Below are 26,390 nucleotides of genomic sequence, written 5' to 3' on the forward strand. Positions count from 1 at the left end.
CTGGCCGGAACAAGCCCGCTCAATACTTCCACGTCACCGAAGCCGTCAAATTGCGCGGCGCGCCGTAGTTGGTCGACCCGGACGACTGATACAGCGACAGCAAGTACTTGCGATCGGTGACGTTGTTGAGGTTCAGCGAGGTGCTCCAGTTGTCGTCGATGTCGTAGCTGGCCATCAAGTCCACCAGCGCGTAAGCCTCTTGGCGCACGTTGCTGTTGGTGTCGACCTCGGTTGCACTCTGCCATTGGAAACGGGTGCCTACCTTGACGCTGGGCATCTCGGGCAGGCGATAGGTCAGGCTGCCGCGCAGGGTGTGGGTGGGGATGTACTTGCGGGTGTCGTCGCCGTTGTCGTCTTCGATCTGCACGAAGGTGTAGCCGCCCGCTATGTCCAGGCCGGGTAGCGCTTCGCCCGACGCGCCCAGTTCGAAGCCATGGCTTTTGACGTTAGTGCCGCGGTACAGGTACTGGCCACCGACGATTTCGCCGGTGAGCTCGGCGACGTTTTGCTGATCGGTTTTGAACGCGGCAGCGGTGAGGGTGAGTCGCTCGTCGAGCACGAGGCCTTTGACACCCACTTCCAGGCTTTTGCCTTCGAGTGGCAGGATCAAGCCGCCGCTGGTGCTGCGCAGGTATTGCGGTTTGAAGATTTTCGTCCAGCTGGTGTACAGGCTCCACTGTGGGGTGAGGTCGTAGACCAGGCCGGTGTACGGGGTCACTTTGCCGTGCACCCGGGTGTCGTGGGGCGATCCGTATCCGGCGCCATCGCCGTCGGCGCTGAGCATGCGCGCGCCGGCAATCCAGTGCAGGTCATCGATGACGCTGAAGCGCGCGCCGGCGAACAGGCTCTTTTGTCGGTCGGTGAAGAGCTGGGTATTGAGGTCGTCGGTGTAGTTCAGCGGCGGTTGCACGACATTGCCGGACAGCGCGTCGGCCAGGCTCACCATTTGGTTGCCGGATGCATCTTTGTAATGCCCGACCTCGTCGTGGTGGGTGCGGCCGTAGTTGGCGCCCAGGGTCAGTTCATGTTCCCTGCCGAACAGCGCGAAGGGTCCGGACAGTTTCGCCTCGGCGGTGACTTGCTCTTCCTTGCTGGTGGTACGGTTGATGTAGCCGTACACCTGGTCCGCTGTGGCGGGGATGGCGTAGAACATCTTGGTGTCGGAATCCTGCTTCATTCCGGCCAGGGTCAGGGTGCTGGTCCAGCCATTGTCGAACGCGTGGGTCAGCTCGGCGAAGGCGCGCTGGGTATGCACGTCCCAGTAAGTCCAGGGCTGGCCGACGCTGGAGCTGCGGCTGCTGTAGTGAATGCGGTTGCCCTGGTAGTCGGCGATGGGCAAGGCGCCCCAGGTGCTGCCATTGGAGTAGCTGTTCTGCTGGGTGAAGCCTACCGTGAGGGTGTCGGCATCGGACAGGTCGAAAGCCAGCAGGCCTGCTGCGACGTTGACCTCATGGCCGTACTGATCGAGGTAGGAGTTGCCTTTGTCATGGGAGGTGATGAAGCGTCCGCGAACGTTTCCGCTTTGGCTGAGTGGGCCTGACACGTCAAAGCTCAAGCGACGGTTGTCCCACGAGCCCACGCTACTGTCGACCCGCGCCTGGAACGTGTCCGTGGGGCGTTTGCGCACCAGGTTGACCGTGGCAGACGGATCGCCGGTGCCGCTCATCAAGCCGTTGGCGCCGTGCAGCACGTCGACCTGCTCGAACTCGGTCATGTCCTGATCGCCGACCAATACGCCGCCGGAGAACGGCAGGCTCATGCCGTCGAACTCGAAGTTTTCGATCTTGAAACCACGTGAGGTGAAGGCGGTGCGATCGGTTTCGAACTGTTCCACGGTCACCGACGGTGCGTTGCGCAGCGCGTCCTTCACGCTGTTGAGCTGGAAATCGTCCATCTGCTCGCGCGTAATCACGGTGATCGCTTGCGGGGTTTCCTTGTCGCTCAGGCCCAGGCGAGTGGTGCTGGACACCGGGTTTGCGCGGTAACCGCGGGTTGGGCTGACGTCGCCGGAGGTTTGATACTGGATCTGCGTGGGCGCCAGGAGGATTTCGCTGCTGGCCTGCGTGTTCTGCACCGGGACCAGGTAAACGGTCATGGCATCGGTTCGGGCGAAGGTGTAGCCACTGCCCTGCAACAACTTCGCCAGTGCCTCTTCCGACGAGTAGCGGCCCTCTACGGCAGTGCTGCGCAGGGCACTGTCCAGGTTGCCGTCCAACAGCACGTTCTGGCCGGACTGCTGGCTGAACTGCAGCAAGGCCTGACGCAGGGGTTGCGCGGAAATATTGAGTGACAGCCGCTCTACGGACGTCGCCGCCGAATGGACCTGCGCGCCATGAGCCTGAAGTGCGCCGACGAGCAGTGTGCACGCCAATGCGGTGCCCAGCGCGTTGCGCTGCCAGCGGCTGTCGATGCTGGATTCATGGTTGAGTTGCCTTGCCATTGCGGTCGTACCCCAGGAAGTGCGCGAAAATGCGAATACCAATCAGTCAGGCTAAGACGCATGAGCGCACGCAATTCCCTGAGAGTGCGTAAAAGATTTTTCTGTGGGATCAGGCGGGATAGATCAGAGTGATCAGGTCCGTGTAACGATCCACACGGACCGCCAGGGCTTTGGTGATGGCGTCGAGCATCTGCTCGGGCTTGTTCAGATTGAGGATCAAACTGACCCGGCGGCTGGCAAGTTGCTTGTCCATGATGAAGATTCGGCCTTCTCGCCAGCGTTGCAACTCATCGATGACCGTAAACAAGGGCTTGTCGAAGAACACCAATCGCCCACTGCGCCAGGCGAGAACTTGGGCCAGTTCGGCGTGCTGGATGGGGCCGGTCCGATCACTGCTGAAACGCAGCGAAAGGCCCTCTGCCAGATCGATCTGCTGGTTGGCCGTTACCACACGGACCGTCTTGCGGCTTACCGTCAGCAGTGTCGATGCGTCATCGCATGACAAGCAGAACTCGCCCTCGGCGGCTATCACCTGTCCGGATCGGCTGTTGACCGTGAACTCACCGGCGGTTGCGGGCAGCACAGTGAAGTAAGCCTCGCCGTGAAGCAGTTCTACGGCCCGCCGGGTCGGTGAAAAATCCACATTCAGTGCGGTGTGGCCGGCAAGGTCGACGGTGGACCCATCGGGCAAGCTGACCGTCCGCCGCTCGCCCACGGCGCTGCGGACATCGGCGAACGGCAGGCCCATATCGTTGAGCCACAGCATGGAGGCGCATGCACTGACGGCCACGGCACTGGCGGCGATGCCCATGCCGACGAAACGCCGTCGAGACAGTTGCCCAGCGGCCGGTGCCGCGTTGAGCGAATGCAACTGCGCGGACGCGGCCCACAGGTGCTCGAGCTGGGCATAGGCCTCGGCATGTCGGGGGTCGGCATCCAGCCACGCGGCCAACTCCGCCTGTTCCGCTGCAGTGGGCGACCCGCCGTGCATCAACGCAAACCAGGCGCTGGCTTGATGGCTTATGTCGTCAACGTGCGCCACAGGGGACGCTGGTGGTGGTTCGGCGCTCATTCGGACATACCGATCTTGAGCAGATCCAGGGCGCGCACCATGCGGCTATATGCGGTTTTGGCAGGAATACCCAGGCGCTGGCCTATTTCCACATAGGTCAGGCCTTCCACGCGCACCATCAGGAACACCTCGCGACAAGGCGCGGGCATGTTCTGGATCACGACGTTCAACGTATTGAGTTGTTGATGAGCAATTGCCGCTTGTTCAAGCGTTGGCGTGGACGGCTCGAAGCTTGAGGTTGTCTGCGGATCAAGGGTTTCGCCCTTGCGATGTTCCTGGCGCCGGGTGTGATCGATGAACAGATTGCGGGCGCTGGAGAACAGATAAGCGCGGAAATTCGCAATCGGCGTTCGGCCCATCTGTTCGGAGAGGCGAATGAACGTGTCCTGAGTCAGATCGGCGGCGGTCTCTTTGCAACGCAAACGACGGTCCAGGTAATCCTGAATTTCGCTGCGGTGGGCGAGGTACAGCGCCTTGAGATCTGGGCCGGACATGAAGGAACCTTGAAAGGCGGAGTGGCAGGGCAGGAAAATATCACAAAGAGAATCATTTGCGCTTGCGAAGGCGTTGTTGCCTGCGCTTTCCTGCCTGCTCAATAGCGCCTTGCTCCAATCAATTCACCCAGTACCTGATTGGGGATGCGAAAGGGTATGGAGGTGTGGTCCTCGCCAGGTTCGACCACAAAGCCGGTGCGCAGCCCGGTACCGGACAACTGCTGCAGGCGTGAATACAACGCCCTGGCATCCTGGATGCCCTGAACCGAATCGCGCTCGGCCATCACGATACTCAGGCTGGTCTGCGTCATGTCGAGTTGCCCGGCGCGGACGCGTTCGGTGAAGGCGCGTTCAGGCGCCAGCAGAAACTGGTCGCGCCACCACAGGCTGGGGCTGACCGCGACAACGTGTTGAAACAGAGTGGGCCGAGTGAACATCGCGTACACGCCCAGCATGCCGCCGAACGAGTGCCCGACCAGGCTGCGCTGGTCTTCGTCGACTTTGAAATGCTCGGACACCTTGGGCATCAGGCGCGTCTGGATGAAATCGAGAAACAGATCCTGGCCGCCCTGTGGAGGTGTGTTGCGATCGGCGGGCGCAGGTGGGGTCAGGTCGAACGCGCGCCTGGCGAAGTCCAGGGGCGTGTCACTCGGATAACCGATGGCTACCAGGATGGCTCCGCGTAGTTTGGCCTGGGCGCGCTTGGCGGCATGAAACGCCGGGAAATAGGCATTGCCGTCCAACAGATAGATCACTGGATAACCGCCGGTGTAGGGCACATCACCCTTGGGAAGGCTGATCATGATGCGGTATTCCAGCCCGCCTTCGCTTTGCATGGTCCATTGCTCGGTACCGTCCAGCGTGACCGGCTGCGCATGAGCGGCCATCGCCGCGCCAAGAAGCCAGGCGGTGAACACTGCAATTATTTTACGAATCATGATTTCAGACGGTCCTCGTTGGGCAGGCCCGCAAGCGGATGCCGTCGACGTCAAAGAAGCCGACCGGCACACCTGCGCGGTGGAGAATGCTCTCGCATGTCCATAAGACGGATGACGGCGTCGTTTGTCTTGCTCTGGCGATGGCCGAGCGGATTATCCCAACTTGTGCCATTCCTTTAGCGCCCGAGCGTCGAACTCGAGACTATAGGTCATTTAGCGAAACCTTGACTCGCTGAGGATTCGCCAGCCGTTCCCGCACCTTTTCGAGCAAAGCTTCATCATCCTCGGTCACCAAGACGGATTTGAAGGGCAGCTGACCTCGCTCCGCCACGTACTGCAGGGTTTGGCGCATTAGCTCAGATGGGGTGACGCCGAGTTTTTCCAGCTCGTGGTAAGCGCGCGCTTTCAGGTCATCGTCGATACGTATGTTGATGGAAGCCATGGGACGTTCTCCTGTAATGACATTGGTCATTACATTGAAGCAAAAACTGCGTTTGAGCAACCCACGACCGATGGGTATTGCATCACTTGCAGAACGGATCGTCCCAGAACGGGCGCTCGATCTCTTTATAGATATCCGCCCGGCTCAGGCCCAGGTCCTTGAGCCCGGCGTCACTCATCTGCTCCAATTGATGCCGTTGCCGAGCTAGTTCATACCAGCGCGTGATGCGCTTCCAGAGATTGGCTAGAGGCCCCAACGACTTATGCTGGGTGCAGCCATCGTTCGAAACACAGGCATTCATTGTTTGACCTTTCATCTGCTCATCCTCCGGGTTGATGGCTTGATTCTCGGTTCAGGCTTAACATCAATCCAACGAATGTTTTGAATGCTGTGCATCTCAGAGATTGATCAATGTCCCATTACCAGAGCATCGACTCGGAAGTCCTGCGTACTTTCGTGGCCATCGCCGATGAAGGCGGTTTCACCAAGGCCGGCGAGCGGGTTAACCGCACTCAATCGGCAGTGAGCATGCAGATGAAGCGGCTCGAGGAGGACGTGCTGTGTCGGCAATTGTTCGAACGTGATGGCCGGCAGGTGAAGCTGACGGCTGAAGGGCAGATTCTGCTGGGTTACGCGCGCCGCATTCTCAAATTGCACAGCGAAGTGTTCACCACCCTGCGCGAGCCGCACATGGTCGGCACCGTGCGCATCGGCACTCCGGACGACTACGCCATGCGCTTTCTGCCGGGGATCTTGTCCGGCTTCGCCCAGGCGTTTCCGCTGGTGCAGGTGGAGGTCCATTGCGAGAGCTCCCGGCAATTGATGCAACGCAAGGATTTGGATCTGACGATCGTTACCCGTGAGCCCGGGCGCGAAGTCGGCCAGCTGCTGCGTCAGGAACGCTTCGTGTGGGCCGAAGCCGAGGGCTTTTTTCTCCATGAACAAACGCCCGTGCCACTGGCGATGTTCAATACCGACTGTTTTTGCCGGATATGGGCGTGCAATGCCCTGGACGCCGCGCAGAAGCCGTACCGGATCGCCTACTCCAGCCCCAGCCTCGCGGCGATAATGGCCGCGGTCGGCGTTGGCCTGGCGGTCACCGCACAGTTGCAGAGCCTGATCACGCCGGGGCTGCGGATCATCGGCGAAGCCGAGGGCATGCCCTTGTTGCCATTGGCGAGCATCATGCTGCTGCGCAACCCAGATACCCGGTCGCCGATGATCGATGCGTTGGCCGAGCATATCGTCGAGGGGTTCAGGCTTTGAGTACCGGAGCAGACTCGACGTCATGACCGATCCCCAACCTGCGCAAAGCTCCCCTACCCCCGCGTCAGCCCGGTCAACGTATCCGCAATCCCCTTGGTCCGCCTCGCCGTGCCTTCCGTGGCCTGGCTCGATGCCTCCAGGGTATCCAGCATCTCCCTCAACGCGCCTACCCCTGTGGACTGGTCTTCGATCTGCTGAGCCACCCGCTGAATTTCGCTCGACAGCAAGTCCACATCCACGCCGATATCCGCCGCATTCTTGCGTGTGATCTCCGCCAACTTGCGCACCTCGTCGGCCACCACTGCAAACCCTCTGCCCAGTTCGCCAGCGCGAGCTGCTTCGATAGCAGCGTTCAGCGCAAGCAAATTGGTCTGCCCGGCAATCTGCTGGATCACCTGCACGATGGACTGAATCTGCAGGCTCGAACTGGCCAGCGCACGTGCGCCCACGACCGCTTCGTCCGCCTGCCGGGCAAGGTCTTCGACGGTGCTGCCGGCCTGGCTGGACACGGTGTTCTGGCGGTCGATGGTGGCCGCCAGGTCGTCCATGGAAAGGTGCAGTTCGCCGGAGTAATGCTTGATCTGGGTGGCCATCTGCTCCTGTTGTTCGCCTGCGTCAGAGAGCACCTGACCGAGGGCCGCGAGGCCTTTGAAGACGGGAAGGATGCCGTTGTCCAGGCCGCGGGTGTCGAGCGCGCTGGTGAAGTCGTTGCGTTTGAAGGCTTCGATCTGTTTGACCACTACGTGATTCAAGCCAACCATTTTCTTCAGTTGGCGGCGCAGGAAGAACGCTTTGAATTCGCCGTAGTGAGCGATGAAGCGGTCCACGTATTCGTCGGTGAACGAGGCGCCTTTGGCGACGTGGAAGAAGAAGATCGCGGTCAGGGTCTGGTTGAGGTTCAGGCCGAGGATTTCGCCGAAGGTCGAGAAGCCCACCACCGGCACATCGCCAAAGAGCCCGCGCATGCTGCCCAGGTCATTGGCGTTGTTGAGCCTGCGCAAGATGCAGTCGTTGAGAATGGCGGCGACCGGCTGGCCGCCCTTGCCTTGCAGGAACTGTCGGTAGTCTTTTTCCGTGGCCTGACGCAACGGCGTACGCTTGACCATGACCAGCTCTTCGCCCGGTGCGACGTCGCAGAACAGTTGGATGATCTGCTGGGCGTGGTCGATGCGGGCAATGGAGCGCACGAACAATTCACTGCCGACACGGATGGCGAACGAGTACTCGGCCAGGTTCTTTTCCAGGGAGTGGCTGTCGCATTTGAATGCGTTGCACAGGGCCTGCACCATGCTCATGATGTTGCCGTTGCTGTCGATCACCTGGTCGATGGTGCGGTCTTCGACGGAGGCGGTGAGCACGCTGAACGTCAGCCCGACCGGTTCGAAGTTCTGACTTTTGAACACACCGAACCGGATATCCGGAGCCGTCTTCAGGAAAACGATCTGGGCGTGGTTCTGGTAGCTGCGTTTGCCATCGTGGATCAGGGTTTTCTGGAAGTCCGATTTGCCGCCGGCGGAACCGCCGACGAACAGGCATGGAAAACGACCGGACTCGTAGAGCGCCTCCATGAAGAACGATTCGGACGCCGACAGCCCGTCGAACACCACATAGGCGAGGGTGTCGCGGTGGTCGATGGGCGTGCTGACCTGCACGCGCCTGATGTTGTTGACCAGCTTTTCGATGCGCTCGCGCATCTCCATGCGTTTGCCGCCTTTGCGAATGTCTTCGCACTCCAGCGGCACCATGACCACTTCCGCCGAGGCAATCACGCTGCGCTCGAAGCACTGCAGGACGATACGGTCCCAATGCTCGCCCGCGGCGCAGTACAGGCCATCAGCGCTGTTGCACAGCTCACCCGAGGTGGTGCACAGGCTGATGGTGCCATTGGGAAAGCGCTGACGGACGCTGGCCGCGACCTTGTCGATGTCCAGGTGGGGCGAGACGAAACCTGTCACCAGCACGGGATCCGCGCGCAAACCGGCCAGGGCACGGTCCAGCTCACCGGCCGTGCAACTCAGGCTCACGGCGCCCTGGCTGTTTGCGCGGGCGTTGTTGAAGCGTTTGAAAAGGTTCATCACTGGGCTCGCTAGAAGAGGGCACAGCGCACGCGGGGCGTGGCTTGCATTGGTTCTCCTATCGGCCTTGGGAAGGGGGACTTGAAGCAGGTGGTCGGGTTTATGGGGATCGAGGCTACTGTGACCTGCCGGGTTGTGTGCCTGCGTTCCAACCGCCAGACCGGACGCTTTCTTGCAAGCATTCAAAATGCATCATCAATAACCGTGAAGCTGCCGAAATGCCTGGCCCTTATGGTATTCAACCCACTCCTCCACATCGTAAGGAATGTACAGCTGGTGCCGAGCGCGGGAAATTGCGACGTACACTGCGCAAATTCGCTCATCGAATTCGTAGGCATCCTTGAACGCCCCCGTGGTAAGCAGCTCGGGGGTCAGTAGCACCTGATCGAACTCCATTCCGCCAGCGTCCTGGGCCATCATCAGCACACAACTGCTGCCGAGCTGGCCTTGCAAGCGGTTCAGCCGTGTCATGTCTGCAACGTTGAAACCCTTCTCCAGCGCGTCTTCTACCCATGAGAACGAATTGTCGTATCGATTGGCTTCGCGCACCTGAGCCCAGTCGAGCAATTCGTTAAGATCCGGGTGTGCGCCTTTGCCATGATGGTCAAGGCTGTAATATTCAGGCTTGTAGAGCGCGATGGCCGTGGACATGAAGTGCTGAAGGTCGTCCTGAGCCTTTTTGTTCGGGAAGCTGAAGCCACAGTTGGCGTCGTGAAGCTGCATGACCCATTTCATGGTGTCCCAATGCGAAGCCGTCAACACCGCACAGCTTTCAGGTGGCAAGAAACCCTCGTGATAATGTTCCACTCGTACGTCCGCGTTGCGAGCCCCCTCGAAATACACTTTGCTCTTGGCCGAGTGCCGAGAGATAAGCGGGTTGACCAACTTCTCCACGTTGCGCCCCGAACGTAACGAATAGCTGATATCACTGCGACGCACTCCATGACGGCGCGGCACAGTTGCACCCTTGATCTGCTGATACTCGTCGCCAAGGGTGATCAACACTTGTTTGCCACGCTCGATGATCTGCAATAGCGACGCGGGAATGTCCTGACTTTCATCGATGAGCACATGGGTAAACCGTGCCGGTACCACGCAGTCCGCCAAGCTGGCACGTTTGATCATCAACAGCGTGGCGAAATACCCATGACCTGCCCATGCCGGGGTCGAGTCCAAGTACCGCCATAGGCGTCTGGCATACTCGAGCAACACCTTGGCATCCTCACTGGTCAATGCCTGCTGGAAATGCGGAAGATGTGCAGCGCTCAAGCTGTAGTCTCTGGAAGCGCTGTAGTTTTCCAGTACTTTGAGGCACAGGCCCAAGGTAGTCGGCCCGTCATACTGACGCAGGCCCAGGATGTTGAGTTCCAGAGCCAGTGCCTGCTTCGTCGGCAATCTGGCCGGGGCCGTTGCCGTGTTGAACCTGGAATGCTTCAGCAGTGCGTGCGCAAAGCCCTGGAAGGTAGAACCGGCTTTTCTGTCGCGATCTCCGCCCATGTGCTTGCGCAAGACTTCAAGCTTGCTCTTCGTGCGCGCCAGTACGAGGGTGGTTTCGGGGCGCAGAAACTCCAGCAGTGCGCCCAGCAAATGGCTTTTCCCGACGCCGGCATAACCTTGCACATGCAAATCTTCATTCAGATTGGCGCGGAAGGTGCGCAGCAGGTTGTCTTGCGCGTCGCTCAACCAGCGCTCCCGATGCCGCGGCGTAATCACATGCTCGCGGTAGGGGTTGTTCGCTCGGTAGTGTCGAATACTGAAGCTGCTATCCCACTCCCCCCCAGGCAAGAGGTAATCCTGGGCGGCGACCTCTTCGTCTTCCAGCAAGCGCAGTTTCAGGGGTTTGATCGCTTCAAGGCCGTAATACAGCTTGCCTTGGTCGAACAAGCGTTGTGCTTCGGATAACAGGCCGCTCGGTCGTCGAGAGGCCACGGCCCATCCGATCAACTTGGCCAATATTCTTTCGGCCCCAGCGGCGTTCAAGTCTTTTTCAGCGGCCTGTGCCAGGTTTTGAATGACGAGCACGGCAGCCAGCTCCGGACCGCTCAGAGATTCAAGCTGGGAAGCACCGTCTTCGGCGAGCAGACGTAAACAGGTTTCCTCGGCGACAGGCAGGAAAACGGGATGGGATAAATCAACATGTTCGGCGTGCATAGACTCTCATTGCCAAGCGGTACGTTTCACGAGGGCCGTTGCTGCGCCACCCATCACTCATCGTGCAAACGTCACTATACGGGTGGTCCCGTGACTGACGTGCCAACCGGTCCGGGGGGCTTTCAATGCAGCTCCTTCAGGGAGGTACAGAAGTATGCCACCTTGATTTGTACCGCTGTCCGGATCTGCAGGTTGGGCGGGGATGATAATCTTTAACGGACGTTTCAAGCAGAGTCGCGCTCGCGGTCAGACACTAGACAGTCTCAAACCTGCACGACCTTTTCAACAGCCTGCATTGGACCAATACTGGCTGTGCTCTGGAGCCCATCGAGCGCCCGCCGCAGCTTTCAAGCCAATAGCACAATCCTTCTAAATGGCGCGTTGAATTCGCTATCTTTACTATGAGTAGGCGCTCGCCGCGGTCGTGTAACTCCAACACTTCAGCAATAAACCTACAGAAGGCTGTATTGCCAAGGTACTGATCGTTTATGGACTACAGCAATACATCACAAACTACGCACCTTGAAACAGTCCTTGATATCCAGCGTGAGCCGAATACACTCAACATTCGGCTCACAATATGAGCCGAATAAGATCCCCAATCGGCTCATCAAGGCGAGGAATGCTCATGCCCCAGTGGATCTGGCAGCAACCTCAATGGCCGCAATTCTCCTGGCAAGCCGACAAGCTGGCTGACCTGCTGCGTCGATGTACAAGCGAGCAAGGGCGGCTATTGGGCAGGCTTGGCGCCATTGGTGATGAGAGCAGCCGACAGGGCATGCTCGATACGCTGCTGCAGAACATCATCACGTCCTCGGCAATCGAGGGTGAGGCACTCAATGCCGGTTCGGTTCGATCTTCCCTGGCTCGTCGCTTGGGTGTACACGAGCCCAAAGAGGCGCAGAGAACTTCGCGCAGCGAGGGTCTGGCGCAATTGATGGTCGATGCAACGTGCAATCACGCTGAACCTTTGAGCGTAGAGCGCTTGCTGCAGTGGCATTCGCTGCTGTTTCCAGCGGACGATTCGAGTCAGCTGCACACGCCGGTGCGTGTGGGTGAGTTGCGTGGCAATGAGCCAATGCAGGTGGTGTCGGGCCGGCTGGATCGGCCAACGGTGCACTTCGAAGCCCCATCCCGGCACGGGCTGGAACAGCAGCTTGAAACGTTCGTTGACTGGTTCAACGTGGCGTCGACCACGCTGGATCCCCTGTTGCGCGCGGGTCTCGCTCACCTGTGGTTCGTGACTCTGCACCCCTTCGACGACGGCAACGGTCGTTTGACCCGCGCGCTCACCGACCTGGCGCTTGCCCAGGGTGACCACCAAGCGGTGCGTTTCTACGCGATGTCAGCCAGCATTCTGGACAACCGGGTGGGTTACTACTCGGTTCTGGAACAAACGCAGAAAGCCGACATGGACGTCACGCCGTGGCTGGTGTGGTTTCTTCAGACGTTGCTCGCAGCAATTACCGCAGCGATCAAGAACATCGATCGAGTGCTGAACAAGGCGCGCTTCTGGCAGGCGCACCGTGCGCTGCCGTTATCGAAGGAGCAGCTGAAAGTGATCAATCGCCTGCTCGATGGTGGCGCCAAGGGATTCGAAGAAGGGATCAGCGCCGCGCAGTATCAAGCGGTAGCGAAGGTCAGCAAGGCCACCGCCACACGCCATCTCGCCGATCTATTGGAAAAGGGCCTGCTGCAACGATTGCCAGGTGGGGGTAGGAGTACGCGCTATGAGATCGCGTTAGAACAAGCTGAACATCCCAAGTCCTGAAAGAAGACCTACCCTTCAAGCCGCATCCGGATGATCCAGCGTTTCCCACCCTAGGCACGCTAGCGCCAAGGTCCGCGGCACTGCCTCTCGGCCACTGCTGTATCGGCTGATGCTGCGAGCGCTAACGCCTAGAGCCTCGGCAGCCTGATCCAGTGTAAGACGGTGCTTCAATCGCCACTGGATGAAGAGGCGCGTATTTTCGTCCAGCGCCGATTGCGCCAGCGCGTCCAGAAACAGCGTGTCGGCGCCAATCTGAATATCGAGCGCAGGCCATTCGACCGTCCAACCTGCGTCGCCCATCACGGCGCCTTCAAAGGCTTTGCCTTTGGTCAGTGAGCGCAGGCCAGGGTACCTTTTCAAATCGTCATGCATGTTGAGGCGCAATTGCTGACCGCTGGTAAACGTCAGATCAAGTATGGCGCCTGGATGTGCCTGCACAGCCCGCAGGCGGGGGCGTTTCATCGATGCCATTGCTTCCACTCCTCCAGTGAGACAGCTAAACCGCGACTATCCCGATCCAATGAGTATAAGGTTCAGTATCGCCAATTTGGCGATATCACAATACTAGGCTGGAGCCTCAATTTTCTCCTACCCCAAACTCCGCGCCGAATTGCTCAACACCTGCACACACTGCATCAACGCCGGCACCAGCTGGCTTTCGGCGTCGGCGCGGGTCCAGCGGCTGGTGGGGGCGACCACGTGGACGGCGGCCACGGGGCGGCCGTTGCCGCCGATGACGGGGGCGGCGATGGTCATGTCGCCGAGGAACAGTTCCTGGGTGTTCACCGCGTAGCCGCATTCGCGCACGGTTTGCAGCGAGGCCATGATCTCGTCCACGTCGGTGTGGGTGTGCGGGGTGTGCGCGACGCGTGCGCTGCTTTGCACCAGGGCCAGGGCCTCGGTGGGTGGCAGGGCGCTGAGGTAGGCACGGCCGGAGCCGGTGCAGTACATCGGCACGCGGCTGCCGATGGGCATGTGCACGGGTACGAAGCGGGCGCTGACGAAGCGCGCGATGTAGGTCATTTCCACACCGGTGGGCTCGGTCAGGCAGGCGGTCTCGCCGGTCAGCCGAGTGAGTTCGGCGAGAAACGGGTTGCCCACCTCGATCAGCGAGTGAGCGTCCAGATAGCTGAAGCCCAGTTCCAGCACATGTGGGGTCAACTGGTAATGCCGAGTGCGCGAGTGTTTCCGAAGGTAACCCAGGCTTTCCAGGGTGAACACCATGCGTTGGGCCGAGCTTTTGGTCATGTGGGCGGCTTCGGCGATCTCTGCAAGGCTCATGCTGCGGCGCTTGGCGCTGAATGTACGCAGCACGGCCAGGCCTTTTTCCAGGGACTGGTTGAACAGGCTGTTGCGATCTTCGGACATGAGGGCCTCAAGGAAATGACCAGCGATTGAACCCGGACGACAGCTAATCAACAGCAAATAACGGACCTGAAAATCGTATATCGATACGAAACCTCCGTTTAACGATTTTTCAGCTGCGTAAATTGATAGCAAAGACCTGGAATGGCACAGAGCTTGCGACCTTCCTCAGGACCGCATGGCGGTACCCACCTTCCGATTCCTTCTGGAGTGACCCGATGAACAGCCTTTCCCCTCTGTTTCGCCGTTTCGCGCTCGGTATCTGCATGACGCTCGGTGCCTCTCTGGTGCACGCTGCCGAGGCACCGATGTACAAGGTTGGTGCAACCGCCACGGGCTCGCCCTTCACCTTTCTGGACATCAAGAGCAACAGCATTCAGGGGATGATGGTCGACATCGCCAAGGCAGTCGGCGAGGCGGGCGGCTTCGGCACGCAGATGGAACAGACCAATTTCGCGGCGCTGATCCCGTCGCTGACGTCGGGCAAGCTGGACTTCATTTCGGCGGGCATGCTCAAAACCGAAGAGCGCGCCAAGGTGGTGGACTTCAGCACGCCGGTCTATTCCTACGGCGAAGGCCTGATCGTCAGTGCCGACGACAACACCGCCTACCCCGACCTCAATGCGTTGAAGGGTGAAGTGATCGGCGCCCAGGCGGGCACCGCTTTCTACGACCTGGTCAACAAAATGGGCATCTTCAAGGAAGTACGCACCTACGATTCGATTGCCGAGATGGTCCGTGACCTGTCCCTGGGTCGCATCAAGGCCGCCGTGGCCGACCAGCCGATCGTGGCCTACCAGATTCGTCAGAACACCTTCAAAGGGGTGAAGCTGGCTGCGGATTACACGCCGGCCAAAGTAGGCGATGTGTGCTTCGTGGTGCGCAAGGGTGACAGCGAAACCCTGGAGCGCCTGAACAAGGCCATCGACACCATCAAGGCCAACGGCACGCTGCAGGGCATCGTGCAGAAGTGGGGCGTGTAGGCTGAGGAGCGACCATGAAGCTTGCTGAATTCTTGCAGAACGCGCAGGACTTCCTGCCGATTCTGCTTCAGGGTGCGTGGGTGACCATCCAGATCACGGTGCTGTCTTTTCTGCTCAGCAGCGTGCTCGGGCTGGTGCTGGCGCTGCTCAAGCTGTCGCCGATCCGCGCGCTGTCGTGGGCGGCAAGCACGGTGATCAACGTGATCCGCGGGCTGCCGATCATCGTGCAGCTGTTCTATATCTATTTCGTGCTGCCGGAGATGGGCATTCATCTGACCGCCTTCCAGGCCGGCGTGATCGGCATGGGCATCGCCTACTCGGCGTACCAGGCGGAAAACTTTCGGACCGGCATCATTGCCGTCGACCAGGGCCAGCGCGAAGCGTCGGAAGCGCTGGGCATGCGTTCGTTCATGATGATGCGCCGGGTGATTCTGCCGCAGGCGTTTCGTATCGCGCTGCCGCCCTACGGCAATACGTTGGTGATGATGCTCAAGGACTCCTCGCTGGTGTCGACCATCACCGTGGCCGAGATGACCCGCCAGGGCCAGTTGATTGCCTCGTCGACCTTCCAGAACATGACCGTCTACACCTTGGTGGCCTTGCTGTACCTGCTGATGAGCCTGCCGCTGGTGTACGGGTTGCGGCGCATGGAGCAGCGTCTGAGCCGGAGGAAGAAGGCATGATCAAGATCAGCCAGTTGCAGAAGAACTATGGCGACCACCGCGTGTTGCACGGGGTCGATCTCGAGGTGCAGAAAGGCGAAGTGGTGTGCCTGATCGGCCCGTCGGGTTCGGGCAAATCGACGTTGCTGCGCTGCATCAATGCGCTGGAAACCTATGAAGGTGGCTCGATCCAGGCCTTCGGTGAAACCGTGCAGCGCGGCAGCAAGACGGTGCACACCCTGCGCAGCCGCATGGGCATGGTGTTCCAGCGCTTCAATCTGTTCCCCCATCGCACGGTGCTGGAGAACGTGATGGAGGGGCCGTTGTACGTCAAGGGCGAACCGGCCGCGCAGGTGCGCAGCGAGGCACTGGCGTTGCTCGACAAGGTCGGCCTGGCGGAAAAGGCCGATGCCTACCCGGAGCAGTTGTCCGGTGGCCAGCAGCAGCGCGTGGCCATCGCCCGCGCACTGGCGATGAAGCCTGAGGCCATGCTGTTCGATGAACCGACGTCGGCGCTGGACCCGGAGCTGGTGGGCGATGTGCTGCAGGTGATGCGTACGCTGGCCGACGAAGGCATGACCATGATCGTCGTCACTCATGAAATGGGCTTTGCCCGCGAAGTCGCCGACCGCGTGTGCTTCCTGCACGGCGGTTACCTGGTGGAGACCGGACCGGCCGACGAGGTGCTGGGCAATCCGCAGCACCCGCGCACCCAGGATTTCCTGCGCCGGGTCTTGCACCCGACCACCAGCACCCGGAGCCAGCCATGATCGATGTGCCTTCACTGTGGGCGGCGACCGCGCCGCCTGCGCGGGTCACCCCGCCATTGCGCGAGTCGGGTACGTACGATGTGGTGATCGTCGGCGCCGGGTACACCGGCCTGTCCACTGCGCTGCACCTGGCCGAGCGTGGCGTCAGCGTGTGCGTGCTGGAGGCGCGGGAGCCGGGCTGGGGCGCTTCGGGGCGCAACGGCGGGCAGGTCAACCCGACTTTGAAGCATGACCCGGACGAATTGGTGCGGCTGTACGGCGCAGCCGTCGCAGAACCATTGATCGACACCGTGTCGCGCTCGGCCGACCTGGTGTTCGACCTGATCAAGCGCCACGGCATCGAGTGTGCAGCGGTGCGCAAGGGCTGGATGCAGGTGTCCTATTCGCACAAGGGTGTGGCTGGCCTGCACGCTCGCGCCGCGCAGTGGGAGAAACGCGGGGTGCCGGTGCAGCGCCTGGATGCTTGCGAGGTCGCTGCGCGCATGGGCAGCCAAGCGTTCGCCGGCGGTTGGCTGGATGGCCGCGCCGGCGCCATCCAGCCCCTGGCCTATGCCCGCGGGCTGGTCACTGCGGCGCAAGCGGCTGGCGCCAGTGTCCATGGGCAGAGCCCGGTGACCGGGTTGCAGCCAGTGGGGTCAGGCTGGCAGGTGCAGACGGCAAATGGCGCCCAGATCAACGCAACCCAGGTGGTGCTCGCCACCAACGGCTACAGCGATGGCCTGTGGCCGGGCATGGCACAGAGCGTCCTGGCGGCGAACAGTTTCATCGTTGCGACCCGGCCGCTGCAGGGGGCGGCGGCACAGAGCATTCTGCCCGGGCAGGAGACCGTGTCCACGGCGCAGCGGCTGCTGCTGTACTTTCGCAAGGACAGCCACGGACGGTTGCTGATGGGCGGCCGCGGCACCTTCAGCGACCCCGACGCACCTCAGGATTTTGCCCATCTGGAACGCTCGCTGGCGTTGCTCTTCCCGCAGCTGGGCAAGCTGGATTTCGAGTACCGCTGGGCCGGACGCATCGCCATCACCCGGGACTTCATGCCCCACGTGCACCAACCCGCGCCGGGCCTGACCCTGGCACTGGGTTGCAATGGCCGCGGCATCGCCCTGTGTACCAGCCTGGGGCAACAACTGGCTGCCAGCCTGTGCGACAGCCGTGCCGAATTTGCCTACCCGGTGAGCCCTCTGCAGAAGCTGCCCATGCATGGCCTGCAACGCTTTTACATCGGCGCAGGCGTGGCCTGGTACAGCCTGCTCGACCGTTTGAACGTGAGCTGAGCGCCTGCGGCAGAGCGTCGCGCACGGGATTGGCGGTGAACCAATCGCCGTGCGCCGGTTTCAAAGGGGTTCACTCCGAACAATGGTTGCACCTCCATGCCTAAGAAACTTTCCCTCGCTCTGCTGATGATTTCCGCCCTGGGCCTGGCGGCCTGTGACAAGACGTCCGAAGACCATGTGCAGAAAGCCAACGAGCACACCGAAGCCGCCGCCCAGAAGCAAGCCGAAGGCAAGCCTGCGCAAGCCGCCGAGGAAAAAGCCGAAGCCGCCGAAGAACACGACAAGGCCCGTGAGAAGCGCGTGACCGAGGACCGCCACCAGGCGCTGTCCTCGGACGTACCGGACGAGATCAAGGCGCCCGAGAAGAAGTAAATCGCAACGCGATCGGCCCAGGCCCCGCCAGTGATGGACGGGGCTTTTTCGTACCGGGCGCTTGGCTCCAGACCACATTTGGAAACAGCCGGGTGTTCGAAGACCTCTCACAATGTCGTTACTCTGAGATGCCGATACGCAGGAAGCGTGATCGTTTACATCACGGAATAAGCATGATAAAAAGCTTTCGACACAAGGGCCTGAAGTCTTTCTTCGAAACCGGATCAACCAAGGGTATCTGCGCTGATCATGCCAAACGCCTTGCTCGCATCTTGCCGATTCTGGAGCGCGCCATTGATGCTGGCGATGTCGACATGCCTGGGTGGAGGCTACATCCACTCAAGGGTGATCTCGTGACGTATTGGTCGGTAACGGTGAGCGGCAACTGGCGGCTGATCTTTCGCTTCGAGGACGGCAACGTCGAACTGCTCGATTACCTCGACTATCACTAAGGATGCCTGCGCCATGCCTATGCACAACCCTCCTCATCCCGGCGAAGCGTTGCTGGAAGATGTACTTCCGGCCCTGGACATCAAGATCGCGGAGTTCGCCCGGCGCTTGGGCTATGCCCGGGAAACCCTTTCACGGATCTTGCACGGTCATGCCCCCATCAGCCCGGACCTGGCCGTTCGCCTGGAGCGTGCTGGAATCGGCAAAGCACGTACCTGGCTGGCCATTCAGGCTGACTGGGATCTATGGCAGGCAGAGCACCGCCAGCAACCGCTGATCGAGCCGTTTGCCGCTTCCGTGTCTTGACTGCTCTGCCCTCAACTCCGTCTAGACGAAGTCGGCCGCTTCAGCCAGGGCCTCGACGAATGCATGGTAGGTCCTGGGTTGGCCTCGCGAAACTTCTTGGTGGCGTACTCGTCGCTACGCGGCTCAGCCTGCCATCGCCTTGACATCATCTGTCCAATTCCTTTACAAAGCCGACACACAGGGATTCGCTGATCAGGCCACGGATGAAGGCTAACTATTTTCGATTCTGGCTGGGGCAGGTGCTGCTCGGCCTGTTCATAGGCTGCATCGCACTGCTGGACCCCTTCGGGCTTTCCAGCTCCAGTGACGCTGCGTCTTCGCAGTGGATCAATCGCATCGCCGCCAGCAGCTACCCGGACACTGGGCAGCAGCAGGTGGTCGTCGTGCTGATCGACGACGCCTACCTCATGCGCAACGCCACCTTCTGGCCCCTGCCCTATGCGCAGCAAAGCCAGCTGTTCAGGCGTCTGTTGGCCTACAAGCCACGGGCGGTCTTCGTGGACTTGATGTACAGCCACGACCACTCACTCAATGATGCCGACAACGGCAGCCAACTGCTGGTCAATGTCTTCGAGCGCTATCGAGAACAGGGCATCTCGCTTCTGTTGGCCAACACCGGCGAGACCCGCGGTGTCGACGGTCAGGCCAACGCTTTGGCGGCGCTGGACCAGATGAGCCGTCGTGCACTGGTGAAGTGGAGCGATGTCGGCGACCGATACCCGTTGGCCGTCGAGACGTCGCAGGGGCTGATCGAAACGCCAGCGCTGGGTCTGTACCGCGAGTTTTGTCGCGACCGCGAATGTACCGGGCTGCCTGTCGATGCAGCCCAGGCAGCGCAACGCGCACCCATCGCGCTGCGCTGGGGAAGGACACTGCCACCCCTGCAATCGCTGGCCACCTCGGTGGCGGAATGCTCGGTAGCGGGCAACGCCTGGTATGCCCAGTTATGGCAGGCGATCTTCTGGAAGTTCGGCGACAGTGGCCAGGCCACTTGTGCCTATACCCTCACCCTCAAGGCCAGCGCCCTGGAAGCCAATTCGCCCGAGGACCGTGCGCTCTTGCGGCAGTTGCTCAGCGACAAGCTGGTGCTGGTGGGTGCTCAGATCACCTCGGCCGGCGACCTTACCCAAACGCCGGTGCACGGCCTGCTGCCAGGGGTGTACCTGCACGCCATGGCGCTGGACAACCTGGTGACCTACCACGATGCGTATCAACGCGATCCGGACAGTTATTTCTGGCTGTCGATCAGTTGGCTGGACCTGGTGCAACTGGGTTTCGTCATCGTCATCGTCGGTCTGCGTGCCTGGTATCGACGGCGCCGCCATCGTCGCGCCAAAGCGTGGCGCGCCCCCCTGTTCAGTTGGGCCATCGTACAGGCCGCACTGGCCGTGCTGTGCTGGGGACTGTGGCAAAACAACATCAGCCCGGCCAATGTCCTGGCCATTGCCGTGTTGTCGATTTCAATCATTTCAGCGCCGATCAGCCTGTTTGCCAAGCGGCGATGGCGATCGCTCGTGCGTTATTTCGCCCAGCGCAGGCGCGCTCGTATTTCACTTGTAGAAGGAACTCAAGGATGACCCGAATCACGTTTTTGCTGTTGGCAGCGCTGTGCAGCCCGAGTGTGTTGGCCACCACCGTCGACGCCTATGAAGCCGATCCGCTGACATTGCTCGACGAGCATGGCAAATCTCAGGGCAGGTTGCCTGTGAAGGATGCACCCAAGCCGCCGTTGCAGGTGTTGGCCACCCACCCGAATCTGGATCAGGTACAGGTCGAGCTTGGCGGACGCAAAGTCTGGCTGGACACCATGGACCTGCGTTTGAGCGAAGGCAAGATCGTTACCACGCCTTGCGAAAGCCTGCCCATCAGCCAGAAGGCCGACACCCGGAACGCCTCGACCATCGGCTTCGGTTCTGGCTGCAGCAAACCATGAGTGCCCGGATCATGAGGGACCGGGCCTTGCACACCAGCCTTTGCGCCTTGGCCTGCCTGCTGCTCGGTGGTTGCGGCACGCTCAAGGGCGCAGATGCTGCATTCATGAACCTGGTAGGGCCTTCTACCCAATCCCAGGTCAAAGGACGCTATCTGGACACGGCGGATGTACGCCAGTATTACAGGCTCGACCCGCAACGGGTCAGCGCACAGCGCCTGAGCTATGACGGCATGGCGGTCCCGGCCGGGGAAATTCGCCAGCACAATGTGGTGCTCATTCCACCTTTGCAGACGTACCTGCAAGGCATCGTCGGCAGGCTCGGCAAAGGTTGGCCAGGCGAGTTGCCCGCTCTGCAGGTGAAGGTCATCGACAGCTACGGTTTCGGGCCATCGGCCGACCCGTACGGCAATCTGTTCGTCCCCTTGGGCATGCTCGACAACGTCCAGAGCGAGGACGAGATCGCGGCGATGCTGGGGCACGAAATGAGCCACGTACTGCTGCACCATCATGATCGACGGGCAGCGTTCCAGCAGCAGAATGCTGTGCTGAGCAACGTGGCAACCTCGGTGGTGCTCGCGACCATGATCGCTGACACCGGGGTGAACCGTAGCTCGGGCAGCTTGAAGTTCATCAGCAAGGACCCGCAGGGCATGCAGAAAACCGTGGGCAATACGGTGCTGTATACGGCCTTGGTGAACAGCTTCTCGGAAAACATCTGGAGCACGGCCTGGGGGCGCAGCCAAGAGGACCAGGCCGATCTGCTGGGCGCCGACTTGATGATCAAGGCCGGCTATGCTCCGCGCGCCGCCAGCCACAGCCTGCAGCGCCTGAGCGATTTCCAGGGCAAGCAGAAGTCCTTGCTCGGCAGCTTTGCCACGCAGCGAAAGGAAGCCATGCAGGCGTCGTTGCAGAACCTGCAGGTCGATCGCTTGGTCAAGGAGGTGGAAGTTACCTTGAATCAAGGGCTGGCCACCGGCATCACTGCCGCAGGCCAGTATTTCCAGCGCTCGCACATGTCGCCGCTGGACCGCGATACCGAACTGCGCCAGTACCTGCAACGCCAGTACGATGGGCAACGACGTGCGCCGGTCAATGCCGATGACTGGCAGCGATTGCGGGCCTCTGGCGCGGTCGCACCGTCGCTGCAAGCCTACAAGGACGCCTATGCGGCGACCGTGGCACTTGAACAAAAGAAACTGCGCGAAGCGCAGCTGTTCAGCGACCGGGCGCTGACGTCTGCGGTACGCGACCAGCCCGGCATCCGCCGAGCCGCCTTCAGTGTCGACATGGCGCAGGGCAAACGCCGCGAAGCGCTGATCGAGTTGCAGTCGATCAAAGACTGGTCACTGGCCAGCCCTGAGCTGTACGACTTGATGATCGCTCACCATCTGCGCAACGACGATCCACGCGCAGCCTTGGCACTGATCGCCCAAGCGGAAAAGACACTGGGCTCCGAAGAGCTTTTCATCACCGAGAAGCTGGCCGCCAACCAACGGCTCAAGGACGACGCACAGGTCAAGCTACTGGCACGCAAGTGCGCGCAGTACCCGACGCGCAAGGACGGTTGCAAGAAACTGCTACCGGCCTGAGGCGCGTCGCGTGTTCACTTGGCGAACTTGTACTCGCCGCCCTGCTCCAGTGCTTTTTGATACGCCGGCCGTGCTTGCAGGCGCTCGACCCAGGCAGCCAGGTGCGGGTAGGCGTCCAGCTTGCCCTGGGCTTTGGCCAACTCGCCGACGAAGCTCATCTGCACGTCGGCGCCGGTCAGTTCTTCACCCACCAGGTAAGGCGTCAGGCTGAGGGCGGTATTCAGGTAGCCCAGGTAGTTGTCCAGTTCGGATTCGATGCGCGGATGCAGCGGCGCGCCGGCTTCGCCCAGACGGCCGACGTACAGATTGAGCATCAACGGCAGCATGGCCGAGCCTTCGGCGAAGTGCAGCCACTGCACGTACTCGTCGTAGGTGGCACTGGCCGGGTCAGGCTGCAGGGCGCCTTGGCCGTGACGACGGATCAGGTAATCGACGATGGCGCCGGACTCGATGATGGTGTGAGGGCCGTCCTGAATCATCGGCGATTTGCCCAACGGATGGACGGCCTTGAGTTCGGCTGGCGCGAGGTTGGTCTTGGTGTCGCGTTCATAACGCTTGATCTCGTAAGGCACGCCGAGCTCTTCCAGCAGCCAGATGATGCGTTGCGAGCGTGAATTGTTCAGGTGGTGAACGATGATCATGACGAAGACCTTCTGTAGGGGCAGGTTAAGAGCAGACCCGGCCTGATCTGCAGAGTGCAAAAAATCCCTGCGCGGGGAGCGCGCTCTTCACTCATCTCGATAGCTTCCTGTGGGCAAAACAGTTCCTGCTGCGCCACTCGGTGTTTTCGCAATAAAACGCTTCGACGGCGCCGATTTGTGGCCGCTTGCGCGCAGCCCCTGGCGGTAGATTGGACAGCAGCGGTCCAGCAGAACGACCGAGCGACAACAACCAGCTCGCCTCCAACCTGCCAACCTTCAGGAGTCCCGTACATGACACCGACGCCACTGCGCGCATTCAAGTTCGCAAGCCTTGCACTGCTGGTCGGCGCCTTCGGGCAGGCTTGGGCAGAAGACATCACCTTCGTATCGCAGGGCGGTGCCTACCAGGAGGCACAGAGCAAGGCCATCCTCGAACCGGCGGCCAAGAAGCTCGGCCTGACCCTCAAGCAGGACAGCTCGCCCAAGGCCTACCCGATCATCAAGACCCAGGTCGAAAGCGGCAAGGTCAGTTGGGACGTGGTCGACCTGCCCACCGGCGATTGCCTGCGCGGTGAGGCCGAAGGCCTGTTCGAAAAGCTCGACCCAGCCCTGGTGCCGAACGCTGCGCAGCTTCCGGCGGCGCTCAAGGACGACTACACCGTCGGCTACATCAGCTACTCCACCGTGCTGGCCTATCGCACCGATGCCTTCAAGGGCGACAACGTGCCCAGGACCTGGGCGGATTTCTGGGACACGAAGAAATTCCCGGGGCAGCGCTCACTGCGCAACCTGCCGCGCCCCACCCTCGAGATTGCCTTGATGGCCGACGGCGTAGCGCCTGACAAGCTGTACCCGCTGGACGTGGAGCGGGCCTTCAAGAAGCTCGAGGAAATCAAGCCGCACATTGCCACCTGGTGGACCTCCGGCGGGCAGTCGGCGCAGTTGATCAGTGACGGCGAGGTGGACATGATCCAGGCCTGGAACGGTCGCATCACGGCGGTGCAGGCCGACGGTGCGCCGGTAGCCTTCGACTACAACCAGGGCGTGCTGGAGACCAACTCGCTGTGCGTGCTCAAGGGCACGTCGCACCGGACGGCAGCGATGAAGTTCGTCAACGAGGCCATCGACGCCAAGCTGCAGGCGGCGCTGCCGATGATCATCGACTACGGCCCGCTGAACCCCGAGGCGTTCAAGACCGGCACCATTCCTGCCGAACGCGCGACCAAGCTGCCGTCTTCGCCTGAAAACATCTCGCGTCAGGCGCTGCTGTCGGCCAAGTGGTGGGCGTCGCAGGAGGGGGTGAAGGCCGAAGAGCGCTGGCTGGCCTTTGTGCAGAAAAAGTAGGCGTGCCAGGGCGGGCCTCTTCGCGGGCAGAGCCCCGCTCCCACAGAAGTACGTCTGAAGCCTGCTCCTGAAATGGGGCACTTGAGCACTGCCTTTGTGGGAGCGGGTCTCTGCCCGCGAAGGGGCCGACGCAGTTGCTGCTGTCGCCCACCCTCAATACGAAACAAACCACTCCGGCGCAGGCCTTTTAAGCCCGTTTCGTTCTTGGCTGAGTCGGTACATTGAACCTTGAGGGTCGCCATGACCGACCAACAACAAGCTGCTTGCGCTGGTTCACCGGCGCTCGGCCGTGAGGAATCGTTCCATGTCCAACGCCTATCTCGCCAAATCCATGCCTGACGCCCACAGCGAGCCGCCTGCAAGCAATGCCGATGCCCTGGCGCGCGAGGAACGTCGAGAGAACACCTCGATGTTGCTGCTGCTCGCCCCGGCGCTGTTCATGGTGGTAGTGCTGTTGATCCTGCCGATGTGCTGGCTGGCGTTCCAGTCGGTACAGACCGAAGACGGCTTTTCGCTGGCCAACTACGCGCGCATCTTCGAAGAACGCATCTACTGGGATACGTTCTACCTGACGTTCAAGATCAGCCTGATCGTGACCCTGCTGTCCATCGTCATGGGCTTCCCGATAGCCTACGCAGCCTCGCGCCTGCAGGGCTTCTGGGCCAACCTGATTCTGATCTGCGTGATCCTGCCGTTCTGGACCAGCGTGCTGGTGCGCTCCTACGCCTGGCTGGTGTTGCTGCAGCGGCGCGGGGTGGTCAACCAGACGCTGCTGGACATGGGCATCATCGACCAACCGCTGAACATGATGCACAACACCACCGGCACGGTGATCGGCACTCTGCACGTGATGTTGCCGTTCATGGTGCTGCCGCTGTATTCGGTGATGAAGAAGATTCCCCAGGACCTGATGCAGGCCTCCGAAAGCCTGGGCGCCAAACCCTTCTACACCTTTCGCCGGGTGTTCCTGCCGATGGCGGCGCCGGGTGTGATGGCCGGTTCCATCCTGGTTTTCGTGATCTGCCTGGGCTTCTTCATCACCCCTGAACTGCTGGGCGGCGGTCGCACCATCCTGGTGTCGATGCTGGTACAGCGCAACGTCGAGCTCTATCACGCCTGGGGCGCCGCCAGTGCGGTGGGCCTGGTGCTGCTGTTCGTGGTGTTCCTGATCTTCTGGGGCATCAACCGCTTCATCCCCATCGAACGCATCCTGGGAGCACGCTGATGAATACGCTTGCCTACCTGCGCCAGCTACGCCTGTCGCATGTGCTGTTCACCGTGCTGGTCGCGGCGATTCTGCTGTACCTGATCATCCCGGTGCTGATCGTGGTGCCGATGTCGTTCTCCGAGGCGCGCTTCCTGCAGTTCCCCCCCAAGGAGTGGTCGCTGCGCTGGTATGAAGCCTTCTTCCACAGCGCCGAATGGATGTCGGCGGCGCGGGTCAGCCTGATCACCGCCGTAGTGACCACTGCAGTGAGCCTGCCCATCGGCATGGCCGCGGCCTACGCCATCAACAACTCGAGCCTGAAGGTCATCCGCACCCTGCAGATCGTGTTGCTGCTGCCCATGATGGTGCCGATCATCCTGATCGCGGCGGGGGTGTTCTTCGTCTACGCGCGGGTGGGACTGATCAGCTCGCTGACCGGCCTGGTACTGGCGCACATCATGCTGGCCCTGCCCTACGTGATCATCGCCCTGCTCGCCGGGCTGCGCAATTTCGACATGTCGCAGGAGATGGTCGCGCGCAGCCTGGGCATGAACCGCTTTCGCGCGTTCATGGCGGTGACCTTGCCGCAGATCAAGCCCAGCGTGGTCTCGGCAACCCTGTTCGCGTTCATCACTTCGCTGGATGAAACGGTGGTAGCGCTGTTCATTTCCGGGGGTGACAACCAGACCCTGACCAAGCGCATGTTCACTGCACTGCGCGACGAAATCGACCCGACGATTGCGGCGATCAGTTCGATATTGATTCTGGCGTCGCTGATTCTGGTGGTGGTGGCCGGACGCAACAAGCAGGGGTAACACCCCCCAGCACAGCCTGCCGCCACTCCA

General features: G+C 61.0%; 26 protein-coding genes and 1 pseudogene. 15 read left to right on the forward strand and 12 right to left on the reverse strand.

The window, feature by feature from the left end; all coding sequences use genetic code 11:
• Nucleotides 1-19: 19 nt before the first annotated feature.
• From IFT75_RS20770 to IFT75_RS20795, 6 genes are all read right to left on the reverse strand, one after another.
• On the reverse strand, nt 20-2,440 hold the full coding sequence (locus IFT75_RS20770; RefSeq protein ID WP_192056574.1) for a TonB-dependent siderophore receptor: 2,421 nt from the start codon (nt 2,438-2,440) through the stop codon (nt 20-22).
• A gap of 109 nt (nt 2,441-2,549) precedes the next feature.
• Nucleotides 2,550-3,512, reverse strand: coding sequence for a FecR family protein (locus tag IFT75_RS20775; RefSeq protein ID WP_192056576.1), 963 nt, complete (start codon nt 3,510-3,512; stop codon nt 2,550-2,552).
• Nucleotides 3,509-4,108 carry an RNA polymerase sigma factor gene (locus tag IFT75_RS20780; RefSeq protein ID WP_192056578.1) on the reverse strand — a complete coding sequence of 200 codons (600 nt, stop codon included), beginning with the start codon at nt 4,106-4,108 and terminating at the stop codon, nt 3,509-3,511. Before IFT75_RS20780 ends, IFT75_RS20775 begins: the two co-directional genes overlap by 4 nt.
• Nucleotides 4,105-4,944 (reverse strand): alpha/beta hydrolase, encoded by an 840-nt coding sequence (locus IFT75_RS20785; protein ID WP_192056579.1) that lies wholly within the window; start codon nt 4,942-4,944, stop codon nt 4,105-4,107. The genes IFT75_RS20780 and IFT75_RS20785 overlap by 4 nt, the downstream gene beginning before the upstream one ends.
• Nucleotides 4,945-5,146: 202 nt before the next feature.
• The gene (locus IFT75_RS20790; protein ID WP_122795873.1) at nt 5,147-5,386 is read right to left on the reverse strand and encodes a type II toxin-antitoxin system RelB/DinJ family antitoxin; all 240 of its coding nucleotides are present in this window, start codon (nt 5,384-5,386) and stop codon (nt 5,147-5,149) included.
• Between the two features lie 82 nt (nt 5,387-5,468).
• The gene (locus IFT75_RS20795) at nt 5,469-5,702 is read right to left on the reverse strand and encodes a DUF1127 domain-containing protein (RefSeq protein ID WP_192056581.1); all 234 of its coding nucleotides are present in this window, start codon (nt 5,700-5,702) and stop codon (nt 5,469-5,471) included.
• A 95-nt stretch (nt 5,703-5,797) separates the two neighbouring features.
• On the opposite strand from IFT75_RS20795, the gene IFT75_RS20800 reads away from it, so the two are divergent.
• Nucleotides 5,798-6,652 (forward strand): LysR family transcriptional regulator, encoded by an 855-nt coding sequence (locus IFT75_RS20800; protein WP_122714447.1) that lies wholly within the window; start codon nt 5,798-5,800, stop codon nt 6,650-6,652.
• A 53-nt stretch (nt 6,653-6,705) separates the two neighbouring features.
• Here the strand turns inward: IFT75_RS20800 and IFT75_RS21715 are convergent, their stop codons facing one another.
• From IFT75_RS21715 to IFT75_RS20810, 3 genes and pseudogenes are all read right to left on the reverse strand, one after another.
• Complete coding sequence (locus IFT75_RS21715) at nt 6,706-7,413, reverse strand: methyl-accepting chemotaxis protein (protein ID WP_446731086.1); 708 nt, start codon at nt 7,411-7,413, stop codon at nt 6,706-6,708.
• Nucleotides 7,414-7,572: 159 nt separating this feature from the next.
• Nucleotides 7,573-8,727 (reverse strand): annotated as a pseudogene (locus IFT75_RS21720) (FIST signal transduction protein); the annotation flags it as partial.
• A 195-nt stretch (nt 8,728-8,922) separates the two neighbouring features.
• Nucleotides 8,923-10,878, reverse strand: coding sequence for a hypothetical protein (locus IFT75_RS20810; protein ID WP_192056584.1), 1,956 nt, complete (start codon nt 10,876-10,878; stop codon nt 8,923-8,925).
• Nucleotides 10,879-11,500: 622 nt separating this feature from the next.
• Between IFT75_RS20810 and IFT75_RS20815 the strand changes: the two genes are divergently transcribed.
• On the forward strand, nt 11,501-12,649 hold the full coding sequence (locus tag IFT75_RS20815) for a Fic family protein (RefSeq protein WP_192056586.1): 1,149 nt from the start codon (nt 11,501-11,503) through the stop codon (nt 12,647-12,649).
• Nucleotides 12,650-12,664: 15 nt separating this feature from the next.
• Here IFT75_RS20815 and IFT75_RS20820 read toward each other — a convergent pair whose 3' ends face one another.
• Both IFT75_RS20820 and IFT75_RS20825 read right to left on the reverse strand, forming a co-directional pair.
• Nucleotides 12,665-13,120 (reverse strand): DUF2442 domain-containing protein, encoded by a 456-nt coding sequence (locus IFT75_RS20820; RefSeq protein ID WP_185794859.1) that lies wholly within the window; start codon nt 13,118-13,120, stop codon nt 12,665-12,667.
• A gap of 117 nt (nt 13,121-13,237) precedes the next feature.
• The gene (locus IFT75_RS20825; protein WP_122480588.1) at nt 13,238-14,017 is read right to left on the reverse strand and encodes an IclR family transcriptional regulator; all 780 of its coding nucleotides are present in this window, start codon (nt 14,015-14,017) and stop codon (nt 13,238-13,240) included.
• Nucleotides 14,018-14,232: 215 nt separating this feature from the next.
• Here IFT75_RS20825 and IFT75_RS20830 point away from each other — a divergent pair, with 215 nt between their 5' ends.
• The 10 genes from IFT75_RS20830 to IFT75_RS20875 all read left to right on the forward strand — a co-directional run bounded on the left by IFT75_RS20830 (nt 14,233) and on the right by IFT75_RS20875 (nt 22,353).
• A complete protein-coding gene (locus IFT75_RS20830) occupies nt 14,233-14,997 on the forward strand; it encodes an ABC transporter substrate-binding protein (protein WP_122480589.1) in 765 nt (254 codons plus the stop codon).
• Between the two features lie 14 nt (nt 14,998-15,011).
• The gene (gene ehuD / locus IFT75_RS20835; protein ID WP_122480590.1) at nt 15,012-15,680 is read left to right on the forward strand and encodes an ectoine/hydroxyectoine ABC transporter permease subunit EhuD; all 669 of its coding nucleotides are present in this window, start codon (nt 15,012-15,014) and stop codon (nt 15,678-15,680) included.
• On the forward strand, nt 15,677-16,429 hold the full coding sequence (locus IFT75_RS20840) for an amino acid ABC transporter ATP-binding protein (RefSeq protein WP_122480591.1): 753 nt from the start codon (nt 15,677-15,679) through the stop codon (nt 16,427-16,429). The genes ehuD and IFT75_RS20840 overlap by 4 nt, the downstream gene beginning before the upstream one ends.
• A 5-nt stretch (nt 16,430-16,434) precedes the next feature.
• Nucleotides 16,435-17,703: an NAD(P)/FAD-dependent oxidoreductase gene (locus IFT75_RS20845; protein ID WP_342214394.1), complete on the forward strand. Its 1,269-nt coding sequence runs from the start codon at nt 16,435-16,437 to the stop codon at nt 17,701-17,703.
• Nucleotides 17,704-17,799: 96 nt separating this feature from the next.
• Nucleotides 17,800-18,075, forward strand: coding sequence for a hypothetical protein (locus tag IFT75_RS20850; protein ID WP_122480593.1), 276 nt, complete (start codon nt 17,800-17,802; stop codon nt 18,073-18,075).
• A 173-nt stretch (nt 18,076-18,248) separates the two neighbouring features.
• Nucleotides 18,249-18,527, forward strand: a complete 279-nt coding sequence (locus IFT75_RS20855) for a type II toxin-antitoxin system RelE/ParE family toxin (protein WP_192056590.1) — start codon at nt 18,249-18,251, stop codon at nt 18,525-18,527.
• Between the two features lie 13 nt (nt 18,528-18,540).
• On the forward strand, nt 18,541-18,831 hold the full coding sequence (locus tag IFT75_RS20860) for a HigA family addiction module antitoxin (RefSeq protein WP_122480595.1): 291 nt from the start codon (nt 18,541-18,543) through the stop codon (nt 18,829-18,831).
• A gap of 203 nt (nt 18,832-19,034) precedes the next feature.
• The gene (locus IFT75_RS20865; protein ID WP_192056592.1) at nt 19,035-20,408 is read left to right on the forward strand and encodes a CHASE2 domain-containing protein; all 1,374 of its coding nucleotides are present in this window, start codon (nt 19,035-19,037) and stop codon (nt 20,406-20,408) included.
• A complete protein-coding gene (locus tag IFT75_RS20870) occupies nt 20,405-20,764 on the forward strand; it encodes a hypothetical protein (RefSeq protein WP_122801319.1) in 360 nt (119 codons plus the stop codon). The genes IFT75_RS20865 and IFT75_RS20870 overlap by 4 nt, the downstream gene beginning before the upstream one ends.
• An 11-nt stretch (nt 20,765-20,775) precedes the next feature.
• Nucleotides 20,776-22,353, forward strand: a complete 1,578-nt coding sequence (locus IFT75_RS20875) for a M48 family metallopeptidase (protein ID WP_192056604.1) — start codon at nt 20,776-20,778, stop codon at nt 22,351-22,353.
• A gap of 14 nt (nt 22,354-22,367) precedes the next feature.
• Here IFT75_RS20875 and IFT75_RS20880 read toward each other — a convergent pair whose 3' ends face one another.
• Nucleotides 22,368-22,994, reverse strand: a complete 627-nt coding sequence (locus IFT75_RS20880; RefSeq protein WP_192056593.1) for a glutathione S-transferase family protein — start codon at nt 22,992-22,994, stop codon at nt 22,368-22,370.
• Nucleotides 22,995-23,285: 291 nt separating this feature from the next.
• On the opposite strand from IFT75_RS20880, the gene IFT75_RS20885 reads away from it, so the two are divergent.
• From IFT75_RS20885 to IFT75_RS20895, 3 genes are all read left to right on the forward strand, one after another.
• On the forward strand, nt 23,286-24,338 hold the full coding sequence (locus IFT75_RS20885) for an ABC transporter substrate-binding protein (RefSeq protein ID WP_192056594.1): 1,053 nt from the start codon (nt 23,286-23,288) through the stop codon (nt 24,336-24,338).
• A gap of 304 nt (nt 24,339-24,642) precedes the next feature.
• Entirely contained in the window at nt 24,643-25,563 is a 921-nt protein-coding gene (locus tag IFT75_RS20890; protein WP_122801315.1) for an ABC transporter permease, read from the forward strand.
• Nucleotides 25,563-26,360 (forward strand): ABC transporter permease, encoded by a 798-nt coding sequence (locus IFT75_RS20895; protein WP_122480602.1) that lies wholly within the window; start codon nt 25,563-25,565, stop codon nt 26,358-26,360. Before IFT75_RS20890 ends, IFT75_RS20895 begins: the two co-directional genes overlap by 1 nt.
• The last annotated feature ends 30 nt before the right edge of the window (nt 26,361-26,390 follow it).

Source organism: Pseudomonas sp. CFBP 8758 (genome assembly GCF_014841725.1).
Classification (GTDB): domain Bacteria; phylum Pseudomonadota; class Gammaproteobacteria; order Pseudomonadales; family Pseudomonadaceae; genus Aquipseudomonas; species Aquipseudomonas baltica.